Genomic DNA, 18,339 nt, shown 5'->3' on the forward strand with positions numbered 1-18,339 from the left:
CACCGCCTGACTGTCTGTCTTGACTGCTTACTGATTTATCGGATCCAACCAGCCCCATTTATCTTCGGTTTCACCCGTAAAGAGGCCAAAGAACGCCTGCTGCAAGGCTTTGGTAACTGGGCCGCGTTTGCCAGCACCGACCTGAATGCCGTCGACGCTGCGCACAGGGGTAATTTCTGCCGCCGTGCCGGACATGAAGACTTCATCCGCCAGATACAGTGACTCGCGGGACAGCACCTGCTCACGCACTTCATATCCCGCCTCTTTCGCCAGCTTGATGATAGCGTCACGTGTAATGCCCGGCAGCGCCGAAGAGGTAAACGGCGGCGTGAAGATAATACCGTCCTTCACTTCAAACAAGTTCTCGCCCGCACCTTCGGAAACATAGCCGTGGACATCCAGCGCGATCCCTTCCTGATAGCCGTGGCGACGCGCTTCGCTACCCACTAGCAGAGAGGACAGATAGTTGCCACCCGCTTTCGCGGCGGTTGGAATGGTATTCGCCGCCACACGATTCCAGGATGACACCATCGCATCAATACCCGCTTCCAGCGCTTCTTCACCCAAATACGCGCCCCACGGGAAGGCCGCGATGATGACGTCGGTTTGATAACCGTCTGGCGGGTTAACGCCCATACCCACATCACCAATAAACACCAGTGGACGAATATACGCGCTGGTCAGGTTATTTTTACGCAGCGTTTCACGACAGGCTTCCATCAGCTCATCTACGCTTTGCGCGACGGGCATACGGTAAATTTTTGCCGAATCACGCAGGCGCTGCATGTGCTCACGGTGACGGAAAACCACTGGGCCCTTATGTGAATGGTAGCAACGAACGCCTTCAAAGACGGAGGTGCCATAATGCAGGGCATGCGACATAACGTGTACTTTTGCTTCAGCCCATGGAACCATCTCGCCATTGAACCAAATGTAGTCCGCTTTTTTTGTCATTCTTCTTTTTCCTTATTCTTTGCGTTAGGCGCTGATCTGCTGTGATGTCGTCATCGGTTGAATGTCAACGCAGGCAATATCCAACAGCTTGCTCAATTGCGTTGACAATAAATCCACCGAACGATGGCTGGCAACGGTCAGTTCAATATTAATGTGATCGGCATTGGTGGTTTGCACCATATTCATCGCGCAAACTTTGAAACCGCGATGGCGGGTAACACGCAATACACGCTCCAGAACCTCGGGACGAAAGCGCGCCTGAATCGAAAGTTGATGGTGTGTCATTCTGTTGTCTCCAGCACTTATTCTGTGTAAGTCGGCCATTATTCGGTTTTGTCGAGCTTAGTTTGGTGTTGTCGAGCCTACTCGGTTTTATCAAGCATCGTTTCGTTACCCGCACCCGGCGGAACCAGTGGCCAGACGTTTTCATATTCATCGATCGATACGTGCAGTAAATAGGGTCCTTCGCTGTTAAACAGGGCATCCAGCGCGACATCAATTTGATCTTTACGGGTGATGCGCTGGCCGGGGATATCAAACGCGCTTGCCAGCGTCAGGAAATCAGGGTTATCGGAGAGGTCGGTTTCGCTATAACGTTCATCAAAGAATAACTGCTGCCACTGACGTACCATGCCCAACCGTTGGTTATCCAGCAGCACGATTTTCAACGGCAGCCGTTTTCGTTTGATAGTGCCCAGCTCCTGAACGTTCATCATGAAAGAACCGTCGCCGGAAATGCAGATAACCATATCATCCGGGCGCGCAACCTGTGCGCCTACCGCAGCGGGTACGCCGAAGCCCATCGTGCCGAGGCCGCTGGAGGTGATGAAATTCTCAGGGCGGCTGAACGTCATATGCTGTGCAGCCCACATCTGGTGCTGGCCCACATCGGTCGTGACCACAGTATCCGCATCCATTCGTTCGGAGATCGTTTTCAGCAGCGCAGGCGCATAAATCGCCTGACCGGGATGATCATAACGCCACGGGTATTCCGCCTTCATCATGGCCGCCTGCTGGCGCCACGCGCTGACGTTCAGCGGCTGTTGCAGCGCCGGTAATATCGTTTTCAGATCGCCTTGCAACGCGACATTAGCATGACGCAATTTGCTCAATTCTGCTGGGTCGATATCCATGTGAATCACGCTAGCATGAGGCGCGAAGGCGTTCAGTTTGCCGGTCACGCGGTCATCAAAACGCGCCCCGACCGCGATTAACAAATCGCACTCCTGCACAATCAGGTTCGCCGCCTTCGTGCCGTGCATACCAATCATACCAAGGTAATAGGGATGATTGGCATCCACGGCTCCCAGCCCTTTCAGCGTCGAAACGGAAGGGATATCCGTTACGCTCAGGAATTCACGCAGTGCCGGAACCGCATTCGCCATGCCGACCCCACCGCCAACGTACAGCACCGGTTTTTGCGCTTTCGCCAGCAGAGCGTACGCCTGCGCAATATCTTGATCGGGGAAATCGACATCGTTAACAACAGGCGCAAAGTTTGGAGTGAAATCTCCCATCGCCAGCTGAATATCTTTAGGAATATCGACCAGAACAGGGCCTGGGCGACCGCTGTTAGCAATCGCGAATGCTTCTGCCATCACTTCCGGTAGTGATTCGAGAGACTCAACCAGAAAACTGTGTTTCGTACAGGCCAGCGACAGCCCCAGCACGTCAATTTCCTGGAAAGCATCGGTGCCAATCAGCGCTGACCCAACCTGCCCAGTGATCGCCACCACAGGCACGGAATCCAGCAGCGCATCGGCCAAACCGGTGATCAGGTTCGTTGCCCCCGGGCCTGACGTCGCAATGCAGACGCCCACGTTACCCGTGGAGCGGGCATAGCCAATCGCCGCCATCACCGCGCCTTGCTCGTGGCGACACAGCAGGTGTTTCACGCCGCCGTCATAAAGTGCATCGTAGACTGGCATTATCGCGCCCCCTGGATAACCAAAAACAGTTTCCACTCCCTGCGCTCGCAACGCTTGAACCACCCACTGTGCTCCATTCATAGTTATTTCCCCGATATCTTATGGGAATAACAGAATTTTATGCTGATGTTCATTTTCTGTTCCTTTCCGTTATAGATTATGCCCAACAAAAAACCCCCGACCTTTCGGTGCGGGGGTTTTCTTGAATCAGGCCTTGATTTCTAAGCCATTCTTCGTCCAAGTGCAGCCCCGCACGGTGGGATAATAATCACCACCACGCTAATCACGACTAGGCTAATCACTAGGGATAGGGCTTTCATAATAGGTTGTTCATTAATCTTATGTCGAACGAATGCCTACAGAGTTATCACAGTCAGACATGGCCTGACAACCATTTTTTTTCATTGCCACCTGTAAGGATTACCTATGATACGGAAAAAAATACAACGTAATCATAAGGTAAAAGCACACCAAATTATTTTCGCCCGTTGGCGTAAAAATGAGCGCTGTATGAGAAACGTGGCAGATGAAAACAGGTGTCGTCGATCGTCGGATAACGTTAAGCAATCGGTTCACCTTAGATAATTGCGATACATCGCGCACAAATTTTACTCATTACTGAAACAGAGGATTATTTCATGACACCGCCGCGCAGATTGGCGAAAACAGCCTCTACTTCTTCTCCCTTGCCAGACATGATGCAAACCATCAGCAAAGGGGAAATAGCATGTCATTGGCAGTTACCTATACTCGGGCAATGATTGGTGTACAAGCGCCGGACGTTTATATCGAAGTTCACATCAGCAGCGGGCTACCGGCGCTAACGCTGGTGGGCTTACCAGAAACCACCGTCAAGGAAGCGCGCGATCGCGTGCGCAGCGCTCTCATCAATTGCGGATTTACGTTTCCGGCAAAGCGCATCACGGTCAACCTCGCCCCCGCAGACCTGCCAAAAGAAGGAGGACGCTACGATCTGCCGATTGCTCTGGCGATTCTAGCTGCCTCAGAACAAATCGATGGTGAAAAGCTAAGCCGCTACGAGTTTCTTGGCGAACTCGGCCTGTCTGGCACCTTACGTGGCGTCAATGGCGCGATTCCCGCTGCATTGGAAGCCATAAAAGCAGGCCGCCAGCTTATCCTGCCAGATGACAATAAACGGGAGATGACCCTGATACCGCAGGGTGAAGCGCTAATGGCTGGGCATTTGTTGGACGTGTGTGCTTTTCTCAGTGGAGAAGAGGAATTGCTCAGTTGCTCCGACATAACGCACATTCCACCGATCGAGGAAGATACGCTCGATCTGAAGGATATCATCGGTCAGGAACAGGCTAAACGCGCGTTGGAAATCGCGGCGGCAGGAGGCCACAATCTGCTCTTGCTGGGGCCCCCAGGAACCGGGAAAACCATGCTGGCAAGCCGATTAGGCAATCTGATGCCACCATTAAGCGATGAAGAAGCGCTGGAAAGCGCCGCCATCAACAGCCTAATCAACATTGATGCCACCATGACGCGCTGGCGAGCCAGACCATTCAGAGCGCCTCACCATAGTTCTTCCATGGCTGCGCTCGTGGGCGGAGGGTCGCTGCCCAAACCCGGAGAAATCTCGCTCGCCCACAATGGTGTACTATTTCTGGACGAACTACCGGAGTTTGAGCGACGAGTACTGGACTCACTACGAGAGCCGCTGGAGTCCGGTGAAATTATCATTTCCCGCACTCGGGCTAAAGTGTGCTACCCAGCACGGGTGCAGCTCGTCGCCGCAATGAATCCCAGCCCCTCAGGACACTATCAGGGCGTTCATAACCGGTTGCCGGCACAACAAATACTGCGCTATCTCAGCAAACTTTCCGGTCCCTTTTTGGATCGCTTTGACCTTTCAATCGAAGTCCCTTTGCTGCCACCAGGGGTGTTATCTCAGCAGCATTATCAAGGCGAAAGCAGCGCGACAATTCGTGAGCGCGTGCTGATCGCACGGCAGATACAGCTGAAGCGGGCAAATAAAATCAACGCGCTACTCACTTCACGTGAAATAGAAAAACACTGCGGATTGGAGATGGCTGATGCGACCTATCTGGAAGAGGTGATGAACAAACTTGGCTTATCCGTACGTGCGTGGCACAGGATATTGAAAGTCGCGCGCACGATCGCTGACCTCGGCGATAGGGACAATATAGAGAGAAAACACCTTGCCGAAGCGCTGAGCTATCGCTGCATGGATCGATTGCTCATCCAGCTCCACAAAAACCTTGAATAGCGAGAGCGCTAATCTCAGGACGAGATTTATATCTGCGCAATCAGAGCGTACAGGGATGCATTTAGAGCGTCTTTACGATCTATCCGTTACTACAGCCATACAAACTTTGTCAGCAGCCTCAAATCCCACAGCCGTGGGATTTTTATTTTACAGCTTATGTATTACTACTCGCGACTGCTTTAAATAAACGAAAACGCATCGCTGAACATATGCGCGGTCAGTGCGCCGCGCTCATTACAAAAACGCTCGCGTGCAATTTTCGCCATTTCAAAGCGACCGGCAATATAGATATCCTGCTCTGCCAACGAGCCGTAATCCTGTAATACCGCACTCAGAACAGTCCCCGTTCTACCATCCCATCCTGCTTCCGGCTGCTCGACCACCGGCACTACGCGCAGAGTAGGGTGCTTGGCCGCAAAGCCTTCAAGCTCGGTTAAGTCATACAGATGCTGGGATTCACGTCCGCCCCAGTAAATGGCGATATCACGCTCGGGTTGCTGCGCCAGCGCGGTCAGCAGAATAGAACGCACATACGAAAATCCGGTTCCCCCCGCAATCAACACCAGCGGGCGCGTACTCTCTTCCCGCAGCCAGGCTTCGCCATGTGGGATATCGACCGTCAGCGCTTTTTCCCTGTGAATCCGTTCCATCACAGCCATTGCGTAAAGATTCAGTTCGGACGCCCCAATGTGCAACTCAATAAAGTTTTTATCCATCGGGGTCGATGCCAGTGAAAAAGGACGTTTATCTCGATCGCCCATCACTACCATCAAATACTGGCCAGCCCGAAAGGAAAACGGCGCTTCAGGTAACAAACGCACGCGATAAACCGTATCGGTTATGGCTTCGACCGAAGTCACTTTACAGCTCAATGTTGTCATGCATTCCCTCTATAGGGTCATAAAAGCAAAACTGAGAACAGAGCAGCAGCCCTTAACGCCGAGGCTCTCTGTCACTAAAAATGGCCAGTTCATCCCATATGTCATCAACGCGGGCACAAACCTGTGGGTCTTTCTTGATGGGACGACCCCACTCGCGCTGCGTCTCGCCAGGCCATTTATTGGTGGCGTCCAGACCCATTTTGGAGCCCAGGCCAGAAATCGGCGAGGCAAAATCAAGGTAATCTATCGGCGTATTTTCTACTAATACAGTATCGCGCGCCGGATCCATACGCGTCGTGATCGCCCATATGACGTCGTTCCAGTCACGCGCATTAATGTCATCATCGCAGACAATGACAAATTTCGTATACATGAACTGGCGTAAAAAAGACCAAACGCCCATCATGACGCGTTTAGCATGGCCTGGGTACTGTTTCTTCATGGTAACGACAGCCAGACGGTAAGAGCAACCCTCCGGTGGCAAATAAAAATCAACAATCTCAGGAAACTGCTTTTGCAGGATCGGCACGAAAACTTCGTTCAACGCCACGCCCAGCACGGCAGGCTCATCCGGCGGCCGGCCCGTGTAAGTCGAGTGATAAATGGCATTCTGACGCTGAGTAATATGCGTGACGGTAAAGACCGGAAAATTATCGACTTCATTGTAATAGCCGGTGTGGTCGCCATAGGGCCCTTCTGCCGCCATTTCTCCGGGTTCAATATACCCTTCAAGAACAATTTCCGCACTGGCAGGGACTTCCAAATCGTTCGACAGGCACTTCACCACTTCAGTCTTATGCCCACGCAGTAAACCCGCAAAGGCATATTCCGATAGCGTATCGGGCACAGGCGTCACCGCACCGAGAATCGTCGCAGGATCAGCGCCCAATGCGACAGACACCGGAAAACGCTGCCCAGGATTTTCCTGACACCACTCCTGGAAATCCAGTGCGCCACCGCGATGAGATAGCCAGCGCATGATCAATTTGTTTTTACCCAGCACCTGCTGGCGATAGATCCCCAGATTCTGCCGCTCTTTATGCGGCCCGCGCGTCACGGTAAGCCCCCAGGTAATCAGCGGGGCGGCATCTTCCGGCCAACACTGCATCACCGGAATCCGACGAAGGTCAACATCATCCCCCTGCCAAACCTGTTCCTGACACGGCGCAGAAGACAGGCGTTTAGTCGGCATATTCAATACCTGACGGAACTTCGGCATTTTATCCACCAGATCGCGGAACCCTTTCGGCGGCTCCGGCTCTTTCAGAAACGCCAGCAGTTTACCCACCTCACGTAATGCGCTGACGTCTTCCTGCCCCATGCCCAATGCAACACGTTTCGGCGTGCCAAATAAATTGCACAGCACCGGCATGTCATAGCCTTTGGGGTTCTCAAACAGGAGAGCAGGGCCTTCCGCACGTAGCGTTCGGTCGGCAATTTCCGTCATTTCAAGGTAGGGGTCGATGGGCTGGGTAATGCGTTTTAACTCCCCTCTCTCTTCCAGCAGTGAGAGGAATTCGCGTAAATCACGGTATTTCATGCTATTCATCGGGGGCAGTCTATCGTTCTGGCTATTATAAAGTCTCTTCGCCAACCTGTCGCTTCCCGCTGCGCCTATTTATGGCAAGAATCTACTCACCATCAAGAATTCAATCGCCGTAATGTGGTAACAAAAATATCTGACGAAAATTTTTTATCCGTGTTCGCTTTTGTTATGCTTGCTCGTCGGAATCATAAGTCTGCGAAATTATGGAAGCCTGGTACTTACTGTATTGTAAACGTGGTCAACTGCTGCGAGCGAAAGAGCATCTGGAACGTCAGGATGTCACCTGCGTGAGCCCGATGATCACGCTGGATAAGATTGTGCGTGGTAAACGAACCGAAGTATGTGAACCGCTGTTCCCGAACTACCTGTTTGTGGAGTTCGACCCTGAACGCATCCACACCACCACTATCAGTGCGACACGTGGGGTGAGCAACTTTGTGCGATTCGGCGCGCTGCCAGCGACCATTCCGCAGCAGGTTATCGATGAATTGTCACTTCGCCCTATTCAGGGAATTATTGACCCAATGACGCCACAGCCCGGCGATAGTGTGGTTATTACCGACGGTATTTTCTCTGGTCTTCAGGCTATTTACACAGAACCTGACGGCGAAGCTCGCTCAATGCTGTTGCTGAATATGTTGAATAAACAGGTCAGACAGAGCATCGATAACCGCGAGTTTCGCAAAGCCTAGTCTTTATAAAAAACATCGCCCTTCGAAAAACGTAGCTTGACGCCTCTGCTCTTTACCTTATCCGGCGCGTTTATCACGCGCCGGATAAGAACAGACCTAGCGTTGCATATGCTGATCGTGTAGCCACTGTGCGACACGCTTGGCAAAATAGGTCAACACACCATCTGCACCTGCGCGTTTAAAGCACAGCAGAGACTCCATCACTACTGGCTGTTCTTGCAACCAGCCGTTCTGAATCGCCGCCATGTGCATCGCATATTCGCCAGATACCTGATAAGCAAACGTCGGCACACCAAAGGTATCTTTAACGCGACGCACCACGTCCAGATAAGGCATCCCAGGTTTGACCATCACCATATCCGCGCCTTCCTGCAAATCCTGCGCAATTTCTTGTAAGGCTTCATCGCTGTTAGCAGGATCCATCTGGTAGGTTTTCTTGTTTCCACCTTTCAGATTGCCAGCTGAGCCCACGGCGTCACGGAAAGGCCCGTAATAGCACGACGCATACTTAGCCGAGTACGCCATGATCTGGGTATTGATCAGGTTTTGCGCTTCAAGGGTATCGCGGATAGCACCGATGCGACCGTCCATCATGTCGCTAGGCGCAATAATTTCGGCTCCAGCTTCAGCGTGTGACAACGCCTGACGCACCAAAATCTCCTTGGTGACGTCGTTAATCACATAGCCATCTGCATCGATAATCCCGTCCTGCCCGTGCGTGGTATAGGGATCGAGCGCCACATCCGTCAGCAACCCCAGCTCAGGGACGGCGTCTTTCAGTGCGCAGATCGTGCGAGGAACCAGACCATCTGGGTTATAGGCTTCTTCGGCATAGAGTGATTTCTTATCCGCCTCAATGACGGGGAACAGCGACAGTACCGGAACGCCGAGCTTAGCGATCTCTTCGGCTTCTTTCAGAAGCACGTCGATAGTCATCCGGTATACCCCCGGCATGGAGGGAACCTCCTGACGATGATTTATCCCTTCCATTACGAAAACGGGATAAATCAAATCATTCACCGTCAGTTGATTTTCAGCAACAAGGCGACGGCTGAAATCATGGCGGCGAATGCGACGCATACGTCGGCCGGGGAACGTGCCGGGAAAAGCAGTGCTCATGTCATTATTCTCCTGAATCAGGCCAACCGGAAAACCCGGCGGGCATTTTCATCTGTTGTCTGTCCCAACCATGTGGCGTCTTCTCCACGCCACTCCGCAATCTGGCGAATAATATGAGGCAGATAACAGGGTTCGTTACGGCGGGAGGCCGGTTTAGGGTGTAAATCCCGGGGTAACAGATAAGGTGCGTCGGTTTCCACCAACAACCGATTGGCAGGAATATGCGGCAGTAAGGCGCGCAGCTCAAGCCCGCGGCGCTCATCGCAAACCCAGCCAGTGATGCCAATCATCAACCCCGCAGCCAGACACTCATCCAATTCATGACGATTGCCAGTAAAGCAGTGGACCACGGCGGCAGGTAACTGGCTCAGCCATGGCATCAGCAGAGAAATAAAGCGGGGATGTGCGTCGCGGCAGTGAAGGAAAACCGGCATGGACCGTTCAGCCGCTATCGCTAACTGTGCGCTGAATGCCCGTTCCTGTTCTTCTGGAGTCGAAAAGTTACGGTTGAAATCCAACCCGCATTCACCAATAGCAACCACGCAAGCAGCGTTTGCCATTTGGTGGAGTTGTTCGGCGATAGCGTCATTCCATTGGCTGGCATCATGCGGATGAACACCCGCCGTTGACCAACAGTAATCGGGATAGGCTTGCGCCAGTAACATGGCCTGATGGCTTTCCTGGGCGTTGGTGCCCGTGATCAAGATGCCACTGACACCCGCTTGCTTTGCCCGGATGACGACCTGCTCCCGATCTTTTTCAAACTGAGAACTGGTTAGGTTGACACCGATATCAAACATGACTCTCACTCTGGCGAATAAAAAATAAGACCTCTCAAAGAGAGGTCATTTTACCGTCCTGCCGCAGGGAACCGTTCGTTACTGCGATGGATCTTCCGCTTCAGCTCGTCGGCCTTTGCCAACATAAAACCGTGCGAAGAATACACCGATTTCAAACAGCAGATACATCGGAACCGCCAGTAGCGTCTGTGAGAAAACGTCCGGCGGCGTCAGCAGCATCCCGACAACGAATGCGCCCACCAAAATATAAGGGCGTTTCTTCTTCAGATCTTCTGGCGTCACCACACCACTCCAGCAGAGCAGCACGATGGCAACGGGCACCTCAAACGATACGCCGAACGCCATGAACAGCGCCATAACAAAATCGAGGTAGTTATTGATGTCTGTCGCAATCAATACGCCAACCGGCGCGGTTTTTGCAAAAAAACCAAACGCCAGCGGGAACACCACAAAATACGCGAACGCCATGCCCGAATAAAACAGCAGACTGCTGGAAACCAGCAACGGCATCATTAAGCGACGCTCGTGTTTATACAAAGCTGGAGCCACAAATGCCCACACCTGATACAGCACCAGCGGCGCAGCGACAAACACTGAGACAATCATCGTCAGCTTTATCGGCGTAAAGAAAGGTGAGGCGACATCGGTCGCGATCATGCTGGCACCCGCAGGCAATTGCTCAATGAGCGGTGCAGAAACCAGTTGATAAATGTCGTTGGCAAAGAACACCAGCGCAATAAATACCGCCAGCACACTGATAATGCTGTTCAGTAGCCGCTTGCGTAGCTCAATCAGGTGGCTAATTAGCGGTTGAGTCTCTTCATCGGCCATAAACTAACGACTATCACTCGGTTGGCGGGCAGAAACAGCAGAAAACTGGGCCTGCTCAGGTTTGACATTATCGTTGCCGACAGCGTCAGCACTTGCGGCGTTGCGATCACCATGGTGGTGTTCAGCAGCAGCGCTTTCAGGTTTAGGCTGGCTGCCTGGAGGACGTGGACGTACAGCGGTTTCCGCTTCAATAACCCCATCATAGGCTGCTTCGGGATCGTTCAGCGGGGTGCTGTGCTGCGGTTCCACCGTCGCGCGATGCCCCTCTGGCGTTTGGTGCCCATCTGCCTTTTGCGGCGACACTGTCTCGGTATAGCCACGTTTCATCGCTTCTGCCGCCTCTTTAAGTTCATCCATTGAGGCTTTCAACTCAGGCGACAGATTCTGCACACTGGCTTTTTCGACTTTCTTCAGGCTTTCCTGAAACTCCTGGAGTTTCAACTCCTGCGACAGTTCATTCTGAACCGTAGACGCCAGCGAACGCAGCGTCCTGATCCAGCTTGCAACCGTTCTGACTGCCACAGGCAAACGCTCTGGCCCGAGAACAATCAGGCCGAGAACCATCACCAATAGCAGTTCACCAAAACCGATATCGAACACAGATTACACCTGCTCTTTATGCTGGCTCTTCGTGTCACTCTGTTTGGTTTCTGACGGGTGGTCAGTGATCGACTTAGTCGAAAAATCCGCATCTTGCTGAGTTTTATCTGCGTGATTAGAGGCTTGATCATCCCCCATCGCTTTCTTAAAACCTTTGATCGACGCACCCAAATCTGAACCCAGTGTTTTTAATTTTCCGGTCCCGAATACCAGCACGACGAGAACGACAACAATCAGCAACTGCCAAATACTAATACCGCCCATAACATTTACCTCTTTTCAAAAAGGGGAACGACAGAATTCCCGTAATTATATCGAGTAATTCTGGCGTACATCATGATCTGCTTCAACGAGTTCGACGCCAGCCGATAATCCAAGCGACGATCCCTGCGGCCATCAGTCCTGCGGGAACCCTATCGGCTTCAACACGGCTGATCAGTAATAACGTACCACTGATTAGCAGCGTTGCGCCAATACCCAGAAGATATCGTGACTGTCCTTGACGAGAGTGCTGTGTCTTCAACTCATAGGCCAGCTTATCGACGCTTTGCTTTAACATCTTATGCTGACGTAGCCCGTCATAAAACAGCTCAGGGACTTCCGGCAGTTTTTCAGCCCAGAACGGCGCCTTTTCTTTAAGCGCACGGAAAACCGCAGACAAACCGACCTGTTGTTTCAGCCAGTTTTCCAGAAACGGCTTGGCAGTTTTCCACAGGTCAAGCTGCGGATAAAGCTGCCGACCCACACCTTCAACATACAGCAACGTTTTTTGCAGCAGCACTAGCTGCGGCTGTACTTCCATATTGAAGCGACGGGCCGTATTAAACAGATTCAATAATACATGGCCGAACGAAATTTCTGCCAACGGCTTCTCAAAGATCGGCTCACAGACCGTGCGAATGGCAAACTCAAAATCGGCAACATTCGTGTCCGCAGGCACCCAGCCCGAATCCACGTGCAGTTCGGCAACTTTGCGATAATCGCGGTTGAAGAAGGCAATGAAATTCTCAGCCAGATAGCGCTTATCTTCTTTATTCAACGAACCGACGATGCCGCAATCAATACCAATGTATTGCGGGTTCTCTGGGTGATCGTAGCTGATAAAGATATTGCCGGGGTGCATATCTGCGTGGAAGAAACTATCGCGGAACACCTGCGTGAAGAAAACCTGAACGCCGCGTTCTGCCAGTAATTTCATATCCGTGCCATTGGCTGTCAGCGCGTCGACATCAGAAACAGGAATACCGTAAATTCGCTCCATGACCAACATACTTTCACTGCAATAATCTGAATATATTTCCGGCACATACAGCATCGGGCTATTATCAAAATTACGCCGTAGTTGAATGGCATTTGCCGCTTCACGCAGCAAGTTCAGCTCATCAAGCAGCGTTTTTTCATATTCCAGCACCACTTCGCGCGGGCGCAGACGGCGGCCATCCGGCAACAGGCGCGGCAACCAGCCAGCCAGACGTTTCATCAGGCGCATATCCGCCTTGATGACAGGCAAAATATCTGGGCGGATGACCTTGATAACGATCTCTTTTCCCGTGCTTTTCAGGCAGGCGGTATGCACCTGTGCAATCGATGCAGAGGCCAGAGGTATAATGTCAAAATAGTCAAACCACTCTTCAAGGGGGATTCCGCCCATCGACAGCTCAATTTGCTCGCGCGCCAACTTGCCGTCAAATGGCTCAACCTTATCTTGCAACATCGCTAGCTGATCGGCGATAGCGGGCGGGAACAAATCGCGGCGCGTCGACATCATTTGTCCAAACTTAATCCACACGGGCCCCAGTTCCTGCAGCGCTAAACGCAGGCGTTCCCCCAAAGGCATGTTGCGGTGGAGATTAGGTAACCAGAACAGCAGGCGACGACCCGCACGCAGCGGAAACGTCAGGCGCATCTTAGGAATGAGTTCATCCAGACCATAGCTCAACAGCACACGCACAATGCTGTAAAGGCGGCGTAATTCACCAGGCGTCATCGTAAAGCCTCCAGCTTCACCAGCCGTTCGGACAACGTATCGGCGGATTTATCCAACGCAACAATTTCCTCATGGAACCAAGCGTTTTCCAGTTTTCCCGGGGCCAGTCGCCACTCTTCCGTTAGTGTCTCAGATAAGAAATGTTGCTGCTGATGGAATGAGCGTCTCAGGAAACTCAGGGTTTTCTGTGCAGTTTGGGTAAGCCCCTGAGCAACAATATCGCCCAGATAGGGGGACAACCACTCCGCCGGATCGAACTCCGCCAGATCAACCAGCACGATGAACTGTTGAACAACTTGAATATCGCCTTCTATCACCAGCTCGCCGCTGCGCATCAGCGACGATAGCTGTTGACGATCGCGTAATTTCATCAGAACCGGAACGCGTGTTTTCAGGCAGCAATCCGCTGGCTCGCCCCATTGGCTAATCACGTCCAGCCGCTGTTCGTTAAACACCAGCACCAAGGGCATATCCAGCTCAGCAAGCTCGATCTGAAGTGTTTTCCCCTGTAAGCGCTGGCGGGCAGACTTCATACTTCGATCGCAAGAAAAACCACGATCGCAAGAAACCGTATCGTGAAAAAGCAGCTGATTCAGTGCGGTTTCCAGCGTAGCAGTCAGAAAAGACGTTATCAGCATTGGCGTTTCCAATCAGAATTTAAACCCACGATGCAGCGCAACGATTCCACCGGTGAGGTTGAAATAGTTAACACTGTCAAAACCGGCATCGCTCATCATCCCTTTCAGCGTTTCCTGATCGGGGTGCATGCGGATAGATTCCGCCAGATAGCGGTAGCTCCCAGCATCACTCGCCACGGCTTCGCCAATCCTCGGCAGGATATGAAATGAATACGCATCGTAAACAGTGCTCAGTTGTTTAATGATCGGCTTGGAAAACTCCAGCACCAGCAAGCGACCACCCGGCTTCAGCACGCGGTACATGGAGCGCAGCGCTTTGTTTTTGTCCGTCACGTTGCGCAGACCAAAGGAGATAGTAATGCAGTCGAAGAAGTCATCAGGGAACGGCAGCGCTTCAGCATTGGCCTGCACGTAGTTGATGTTGTCGATAATGCCTTTGTTACGCAGTTTTTCGCGGCCCACTTTCAGCATTGATGCGTTGATATCCGCCAGAATGACCTCACCACCTTCGCCAACCATGCGGGAGAATTTAGCGGTTAAATCCCCCGTGCCTCCGGCAAGATCCAGAACACGCTGGTTACGTCTTACTCCACTACATTCGATAGTGAAACGCTTCCAGATTCGGTGGATACCAAAGGACATCAGGTCATTCATCAAGTCATACTTTGCTGCTACAGAATGAAAAACTTCAGCCACCATGACTTCTTTTTCATCCCTGGCGACAGTCCGAAAACCAAAGTCGGCCGTATTCTCCTGCTCACTTGCCATCTTATCCGCCTACTATTTCAGTCAAATTTCGGGTCTACCCATTTATGGTGAGAGTGTACCAGACCCGTATAAAAACCCCACTGCACTAATTTCACATAGCATGGTGCCAAGCCCGCGAAATCCATACCTATTTATATCCGTCATACTTCAAGCTGCTTGTGCGTTGGCTTCACGCAACTCGAATTATTTAGGATAGGTTACGGGTCGCTAAGGGGGATTCCCCTTCTTCACCCTCCGTTTTCACGGTTGGTGAAACAGCATCGGGTGCTACGGAATCCGGTAATTCATCGCGTTCAGCGTGCTCATGGGCCGTTGCTTTTTCTGCTAATGACGGGCTGATTGTGCGTTTGATTTCTACACCCAGCGCACGGAACCCCTCAGCCTGGCCAATAAGGTTACCACGCCCAGAGGAAAGTTTATTCATCGCCTGACGATAAGCGCCCTGCGCTTTATCCAAACCTTGCCCCAGCGCTTCCATATCATCGACAAACAACCGCAGTTTATCGTACAGCCGCGACGCTTTTTCAGCGATCTGCTGTGCATTGCGGCTCTGTTGTTCATAGCGCCATAAATTGGTGATAGTGCGTAATGCCACCAGCAGCGTGGTCGGGCTGACCAGCATAATATTGTGCTTTAGCGCCTCGTTGATCAATTCGGGCTGGCGATCGATAGCAACCAGAAAAGCGGGCTCGACTGGGATAAACATCAGCACGTAATCTAGCGAACGCAGCCCCGGAAGCTGCTGGTAATCTTTACTGCTCAACTGCCGAATATGGCTGCGAACCGAGAGCAAATGTTCGTTCAGCGCCGCATTACGTTCGATGTCATCGTCGCTATTGAAATAACGCTCATAGGCCACCAGCGACATTTTGGCATCGATCACGACATCTTTGCCCTGCGGTAAGCGCACGATGACATCCGGTTGCAGGCGGCTATTTGCCCCCGTTTGCACGCTGACCTGCGTTTGATACTCATACCCCTCACGCAGGCCGGAGGCTTCCAGCACGCGGCTTAGCACCACTTCGCCCCAGTTCCCCTGCGTTTTATTATCGCCCTTCAGCGCTTTCGTCAGGTTGATGGCTTCGTGTGCCATCTGTGCGTTCAGTTGTTGCAGGTTGCGGATTTCGTGCGCCAACGTGTGACGCTCACGCGCTTCCGCCCCAAAGCTGTCCTGAACCTGACGACGGAAACCATCAAGCTGCTCACGCAGCGGCATCAGCAGCTTATCCAGACTCTGTTTATTTTGTTCATCCACTTTGCGGCCGCTGTGTTCAAAAATCCGGTTCGCCAGATTTTCAAACTGCGTCGTCAACCGCTGTTCGCTATTTACCAGCAACCGCTGCTTTTCTTCCGCCGCCATACGGGTTTCTTCCAGCCGAATGGTGACTTCCCGCAGCTCCGCTTCCTGTGCGCTATTGATTTCACGCAGCGTCCGCAGTTCCTGATTGAGCTGCACGCACTCCGCGCGGAGTTCACTGAGCTGTTGCAGCTTTTCATGGCTGGCAGAGAGTTGAGCGTGGACCGTGCGCAGCTCCAGCTCGTTTTGCCGTAGCCGCTGTTCGTCCAGTTGCTTTGCCTGCTGCTGTTCGCTGAGCGACTGCTGAGTCTGCTGCAATGTCTGCGCCAGCAACCGCTGTTCGGTGTCATGCCGCGACAACTTCTGCTGATAAATCAGGCTGGCAATTAACCACCCGACCAACAGACCCACTGCACTGCCGCCCAGACCATAAAATATGCTGATATCCACTTTGCCTCCGCAGGCCTTTCACGCTGTCGGTCAAGGTAAAATGATACTGTATGGATGTCCAGAAACAAATCTGGTGGGAGAAGACGCTGAGCAGAAAAATGCGAGCCGCATTCCATATGAAAATGGATAGATGATAATTTGCAGAATAATCAGATCGGTAACGGTGGAATTCCCCCAACGCGAAACACCACGCTGGGGGAACAGAACAGAGGTGGGCGAGTTAAGCTAAGCGCTGCTTCGCATCACTAATCGCTTTAGCGACCTGCTGCGGTGACACGCCACCTTGTGCAGCACGCTTATCTAGGCAGGATTGTAACGCCAGAATCGGGTACACATCCTCGCCAATCACAGCGCTGAATTTTTGCAGATCGGCCAGCGGCAACGCTTCCAATGCTTTGCCCTGACGAATGGCTTCAACCACCGCTTCACCCACGATATGGTGCGCTTCACGGAATGGAACGCCTTTCGCGACCAGGTAATCCGCCAGCTCTGTCGAGTTCGCGTAGCCTTGCTCGGCTGCTTCTTTACAACGTGGACGCTTCACCTGAATGCCTTCCAGCACCAGACCCGCCATCATCAGGCAGTCGTGCCAGGTATCCAGCGCGTCAAACAGCCCTTCTTTGTCTTCCTGCATGTCTTTGTTATACGCCAGCGGCAGGCCTTTAAGCGTCATCATCATGCCGGTTAACGCGCCCTGTACGCGACCACATTTACCGCGAATCAGCTCCAGTGCATCCGGGTTTTTCTTCTGCGGCATCAGGGAAGAACCGGATGTCACACGGTCAGACAGCTCAACGAACGCCGCTTCACCGCTGTTGAAGAAGATCAGATCTTCGGCAAAACGAGACAGGTGGATCATGCCGATCGACGCATCAGACAGCAGTTCCAGTACATGATCGCGATCGGAAACCGTATCCAGACTGTTACGCGTGGCCGAGGCAAATCCCAGCCAGCCCGCCAGTTGCTCACGGTCGATCGGATAAGCCGTTCCCGCCAGCGCGCCACAGCCCAGCGGGCTGACATCCAGACGCTTCAGCGTATCTTCCAGACGGCTTTCATCACGCGCCAGCATTTCGTGGTAGGCAAGACACCAGTGTGCAAACGTCACCGGCTGTGCGCGCTGCAAGTGGGTGTAACCCGGCATCACCGCATCCTGATTGGCTTCAGCCGTCGTGACCAGCGCCTGACGCAGCTGGCGTACCGACAGCAGCAGCTCTGCAATCTGCGCTTTGCACCACAATTTCAGGTCGGTCGCGACCTGATCGTTACGGCTACGACCGGTATGCAGTTTTTTACCTAAATCGCCGACTTTCTCAATCAGGCGCTGTTCAACCCAGCTGTGAATGTCTTCTGCATCGCTTTGCAGGATCATCTCAGGGTCAGCCTGTACCTCAACCAGCAACGCATTCAGCGCCTGTTCCAGTTGCTGCTGCTCCTGCTCGCTGAGCACATTGACCGTCACCAGCGCTTTCGACCAGCCGATCGAGCCAACGATGTCCTGTTCCGCCAGACGGTAATCAAACCGCAGTGAGTCATTAAATTGTTTAAAACGCTGATCTGCTGCCTGACTAAACCGACCGCCCCACAAAGCCAT

Annotated in this window: 18 protein-coding genes; 2 read left to right on the forward strand and 16 right to left on the reverse strand. The window is 52.5% G+C overall.

The features are described 5' to 3' along the window. Positions 1 to 27: 27 nt before the first annotated feature. The 4 genes from IG609_RS19095 to ilvL all read right to left on the reverse strand — a co-directional run bounded on the left by IG609_RS19095 (position 28) and on the right by ilvL (position 3,202). The gene (locus IG609_RS19095; protein WP_193400671.1) at positions 28 to 954 is read right to left on the reverse strand and encodes a branched-chain amino acid transaminase; all 927 of its coding nucleotides are present in this window, start codon (positions 952 to 954) and stop codon (positions 28 to 30) included. Between the two features lie 24 nt (positions 955 to 978). Next, a complete protein-coding gene (gene ilvM, locus IG609_RS19100; RefSeq protein ID WP_010294673.1) occupies positions 979 to 1,239 on the reverse strand; it encodes an acetolactate synthase 2 small subunit in 261 nt (86 codons plus the stop codon). A gap of 77 nt (positions 1,240 to 1,316) precedes the next feature. After that, positions 1,317 to 2,963 carry an acetolactate synthase 2 catalytic subunit gene (ilvG, locus tag IG609_RS19105; RefSeq protein ID WP_193399264.1) on the reverse strand — a complete coding sequence of 549 codons (1,647 nt, stop codon included), beginning with the start codon at positions 2,961 to 2,963 and terminating at the stop codon, positions 1,317 to 1,319. A 140-nt stretch (positions 2,964 to 3,103) separates the two neighbouring features. Continuing rightward, complete coding sequence (ilvL, locus tag IG609_RS19110) at positions 3,104 to 3,202, reverse strand: ilv operon leader peptide (protein ID WP_071531109.1); 99 nt, start codon at positions 3,200 to 3,202, stop codon at positions 3,104 to 3,106. A gap of 407 nt (positions 3,203 to 3,609) precedes the next feature. Here ilvL and IG609_RS19115 point away from each other — a divergent pair, with 407 nt between their 5' ends. After that, the gene (locus IG609_RS19115) at positions 3,610 to 5,136 is read left to right on the forward strand and encodes a YifB family Mg chelatase-like AAA ATPase (protein WP_193399265.1); all 1,527 of its coding nucleotides are present in this window, start codon (positions 3,610 to 3,612) and stop codon (positions 5,134 to 5,136) included. A gap of 179 nt (positions 5,137 to 5,315) precedes the next feature. Here IG609_RS19115 and fre read toward each other — a convergent pair whose 3' ends face one another. Together fre and ubiD are read right to left on the reverse strand one after the other, a co-directional pair. After that, positions 5,316 to 6,017 carry an NAD(P)H-flavin reductase gene (gene fre / locus IG609_RS19120; RefSeq protein ID WP_102116967.1) on the reverse strand — a complete coding sequence of 234 codons (702 nt, stop codon included), beginning with the start codon at positions 6,015 to 6,017 and terminating at the stop codon, positions 5,316 to 5,318. A gap of 52 nt (positions 6,018 to 6,069) precedes the next feature. Further along, the gene (gene ubiD / locus IG609_RS19125) at positions 6,070 to 7,566 is read right to left on the reverse strand and encodes a 4-hydroxy-3-polyprenylbenzoate decarboxylase (RefSeq protein WP_193399266.1); all 1,497 of its coding nucleotides are present in this window, start codon (positions 7,564 to 7,566) and stop codon (positions 6,070 to 6,072) included. Between the two features lie 200 nt (positions 7,567 to 7,766). Here ubiD and rfaH point away from each other — a divergent pair, with 200 nt between their 5' ends. Next, positions 7,767 to 8,255: a transcription/translation regulatory transformer protein RfaH gene (rfaH, locus tag IG609_RS19130; RefSeq protein WP_193399267.1), complete on the forward strand. Its 489-nt coding sequence runs from the start codon at positions 7,767 to 7,769 to the stop codon at positions 8,253 to 8,255. Between the two features lie 96 nt (positions 8,256 to 8,351). On the opposite strand, the gene hemB is transcribed toward rfaH, so the two are convergent. From hemB to argH, 10 genes are all read right to left on the reverse strand, one after another. Next, positions 8,352 to 9,374 (reverse strand): porphobilinogen synthase, encoded by a 1,023-nt coding sequence (gene hemB, locus IG609_RS19135; RefSeq protein ID WP_193399268.1) that lies wholly within the window; start codon positions 9,372 to 9,374, stop codon positions 8,352 to 8,354. A 17-nt stretch (positions 9,375 to 9,391) separates the two neighbouring features. Then, entirely contained in the window at positions 9,392 to 10,174 is a 783-nt protein-coding gene (gene tatD, locus IG609_RS19140) for a 3'-5' ssDNA/RNA exonuclease TatD (RefSeq protein ID WP_193399269.1), read from the reverse strand. A gap of 78 nt (positions 10,175 to 10,252) precedes the next feature. Beyond that, complete coding sequence (tatC, locus tag IG609_RS19145; RefSeq protein ID WP_193399270.1) at positions 10,253 to 11,005, reverse strand: Sec-independent protein translocase subunit TatC; 753 nt, start codon at positions 11,003 to 11,005, stop codon at positions 10,253 to 10,255. A gap of 3 nt (positions 11,006 to 11,008) precedes the next feature. Continuing rightward, complete coding sequence (gene tatB / locus IG609_RS19150; RefSeq protein ID WP_193399271.1) at positions 11,009 to 11,605, reverse strand: Sec-independent protein translocase protein TatB; 597 nt, start codon at positions 11,603 to 11,605, stop codon at positions 11,009 to 11,011. A gap of 3 nt (positions 11,606 to 11,608) precedes the next feature. After that, complete coding sequence (gene tatA, locus IG609_RS19155) at positions 11,609 to 11,869, reverse strand: Sec-independent protein translocase subunit TatA (protein ID WP_193399272.1); 261 nt, start codon at positions 11,867 to 11,869, stop codon at positions 11,609 to 11,611. Between the two features lie 82 nt (positions 11,870 to 11,951). Beyond that, complete coding sequence (gene ubiB / locus IG609_RS19160) at positions 11,952 to 13,592, reverse strand: ubiquinone biosynthesis regulatory protein kinase UbiB (RefSeq protein WP_193400669.1); 1,641 nt, start codon at positions 13,590 to 13,592, stop codon at positions 11,952 to 11,954. After that, positions 13,589 to 14,230, reverse strand: a complete 642-nt coding sequence (ubiJ, locus tag IG609_RS19165) for a ubiquinone biosynthesis protein UbiJ (RefSeq protein ID WP_193399274.1) — start codon at positions 14,228 to 14,230, stop codon at positions 13,589 to 13,591. The genes ubiB and ubiJ overlap by 4 nt, the downstream gene beginning before the upstream one ends. Positions 14,231 to 14,242: 12 nt before the next feature. Next, positions 14,243 to 14,998 (reverse strand): bifunctional demethylmenaquinone methyltransferase/2-methoxy-6-polyprenyl-1,4-benzoquinol methylase UbiE, encoded by a 756-nt coding sequence (ubiE, locus tag IG609_RS19170; protein ID WP_102116977.1) that lies wholly within the window; start codon positions 14,996 to 14,998, stop codon positions 14,243 to 14,245. 187 nt (positions 14,999 to 15,185) lie between these two features. Next, positions 15,186 to 16,745: a DNA recombination protein RmuC gene (gene rmuC / locus IG609_RS19175; protein WP_193399275.1), complete on the reverse strand. Its 1,560-nt coding sequence runs from the start codon at positions 16,743 to 16,745 to the stop codon at positions 15,186 to 15,188. Between the two features lie 220 nt (positions 16,746 to 16,965). After that, positions 16,966 to 18,339 (reverse strand): argininosuccinate lyase, encoded by a 1,374-nt coding sequence (gene argH, locus IG609_RS19180; protein WP_039278778.1) that lies wholly within the window; start codon positions 18,337 to 18,339, stop codon positions 16,966 to 16,968.

This window comes from Pectobacterium quasiaquaticum (assembly GCF_014946775.2).
Classification (GTDB): Bacteria; Pseudomonadota; Gammaproteobacteria; order Enterobacterales; family Enterobacteriaceae; genus Pectobacterium; species Pectobacterium aquaticum.

Bases quoted from the DNA above. Each gene is read 5' to 3' on its own strand.
- ubiE (WP_102116977.1), bottom strand. From the start codon at position 14,998: ATGGCAAGTGAGCAGGAGAATACGGCCGACTTTGGTTTTCGGACTGTC.
- ilvM (WP_010294673.1), bottom strand. From the start codon at position 1,239: ATGACACACCATCAACTTTCGATTCAGGCGCGCTTTCGTCCCGAGGTT.
- argH (WP_039278778.1), bottom strand. From the start codon at position 18,339: ATGGCTTTGTGGGGCGGTCGGTTTAGTCAGGCAGCAGATCAGCGTTTT.
- ubiD (WP_193399266.1), bottom strand. From the start codon at position 7,566: ATGAATAGCATGAAATACCGTGATTTACGCGAATTCCTCTCACTGCTG.
- IG609_RS19115 (WP_193399265.1), top strand. From the start codon at position 3,610: ATGTCATTGGCAGTTACCTATACTCGGGCAATGATTGGTGTACAAGCG.
- IG609_RS19095 (WP_193400671.1), bottom strand. From the start codon at position 954: ATGACAAAAAAAGCGGACTACATTTGGTTCAATGGCGAGATGGTTCCA.
- hemB (WP_193399268.1), bottom strand. From the start codon at position 9,374: ATGAGCACTGCTTTTCCCGGCACGTTCCCCGGCCGACGTATGCGTCGC.
- ubiJ (WP_193399274.1), bottom strand. From the start codon at position 14,230: ATGCTGATAACGTCTTTTCTGACTGCTACGCTGGAAACCGCACTGAAT.
- rfaH (WP_193399267.1), top strand. From the start codon at position 7,767: ATGGAAGCCTGGTACTTACTGTATTGTAAACGTGGTCAACTGCTGCGA.
- ilvL (WP_071531109.1), bottom strand. From the start codon at position 3,202: ATGAAAGCCCTATCCCTAGTGATTAGCCTAGTCGTGATTAGCGTGGTG.
- tatC (WP_193399270.1), bottom strand. From the start codon at position 11,005: ATGGCCGATGAAGAGACTCAACCGCTAATTAGCCACCTGATTGAGCTA.
- tatD (WP_193399269.1), bottom strand. From the start codon at position 10,174: ATGTTTGATATCGGTGTCAACCTAACCAGTTCTCAGTTTGAAAAAGAT.
- fre (WP_102116967.1), bottom strand. From the start codon at position 6,017: ATGACAACATTGAGCTGTAAAGTGACTTCGGTCGAAGCCATAACCGAT.
- ilvG (WP_193399264.1), bottom strand. From the start codon at position 2,963: ATGAATGGAGCACAGTGGGTGGTTCAAGCGTTGCGAGCGCAGGGAGTG.
- ubiB (WP_193400669.1), bottom strand. From the start codon at position 13,592: ATGACGCCTGGTGAATTACGCCGCCTTTACAGCATTGTGCGTGTGCTG.
- tatA (WP_193399272.1), bottom strand. From the start codon at position 11,869: ATGGGCGGTATTAGTATTTGGCAGTTGCTGATTGTTGTCGTTCTCGTC.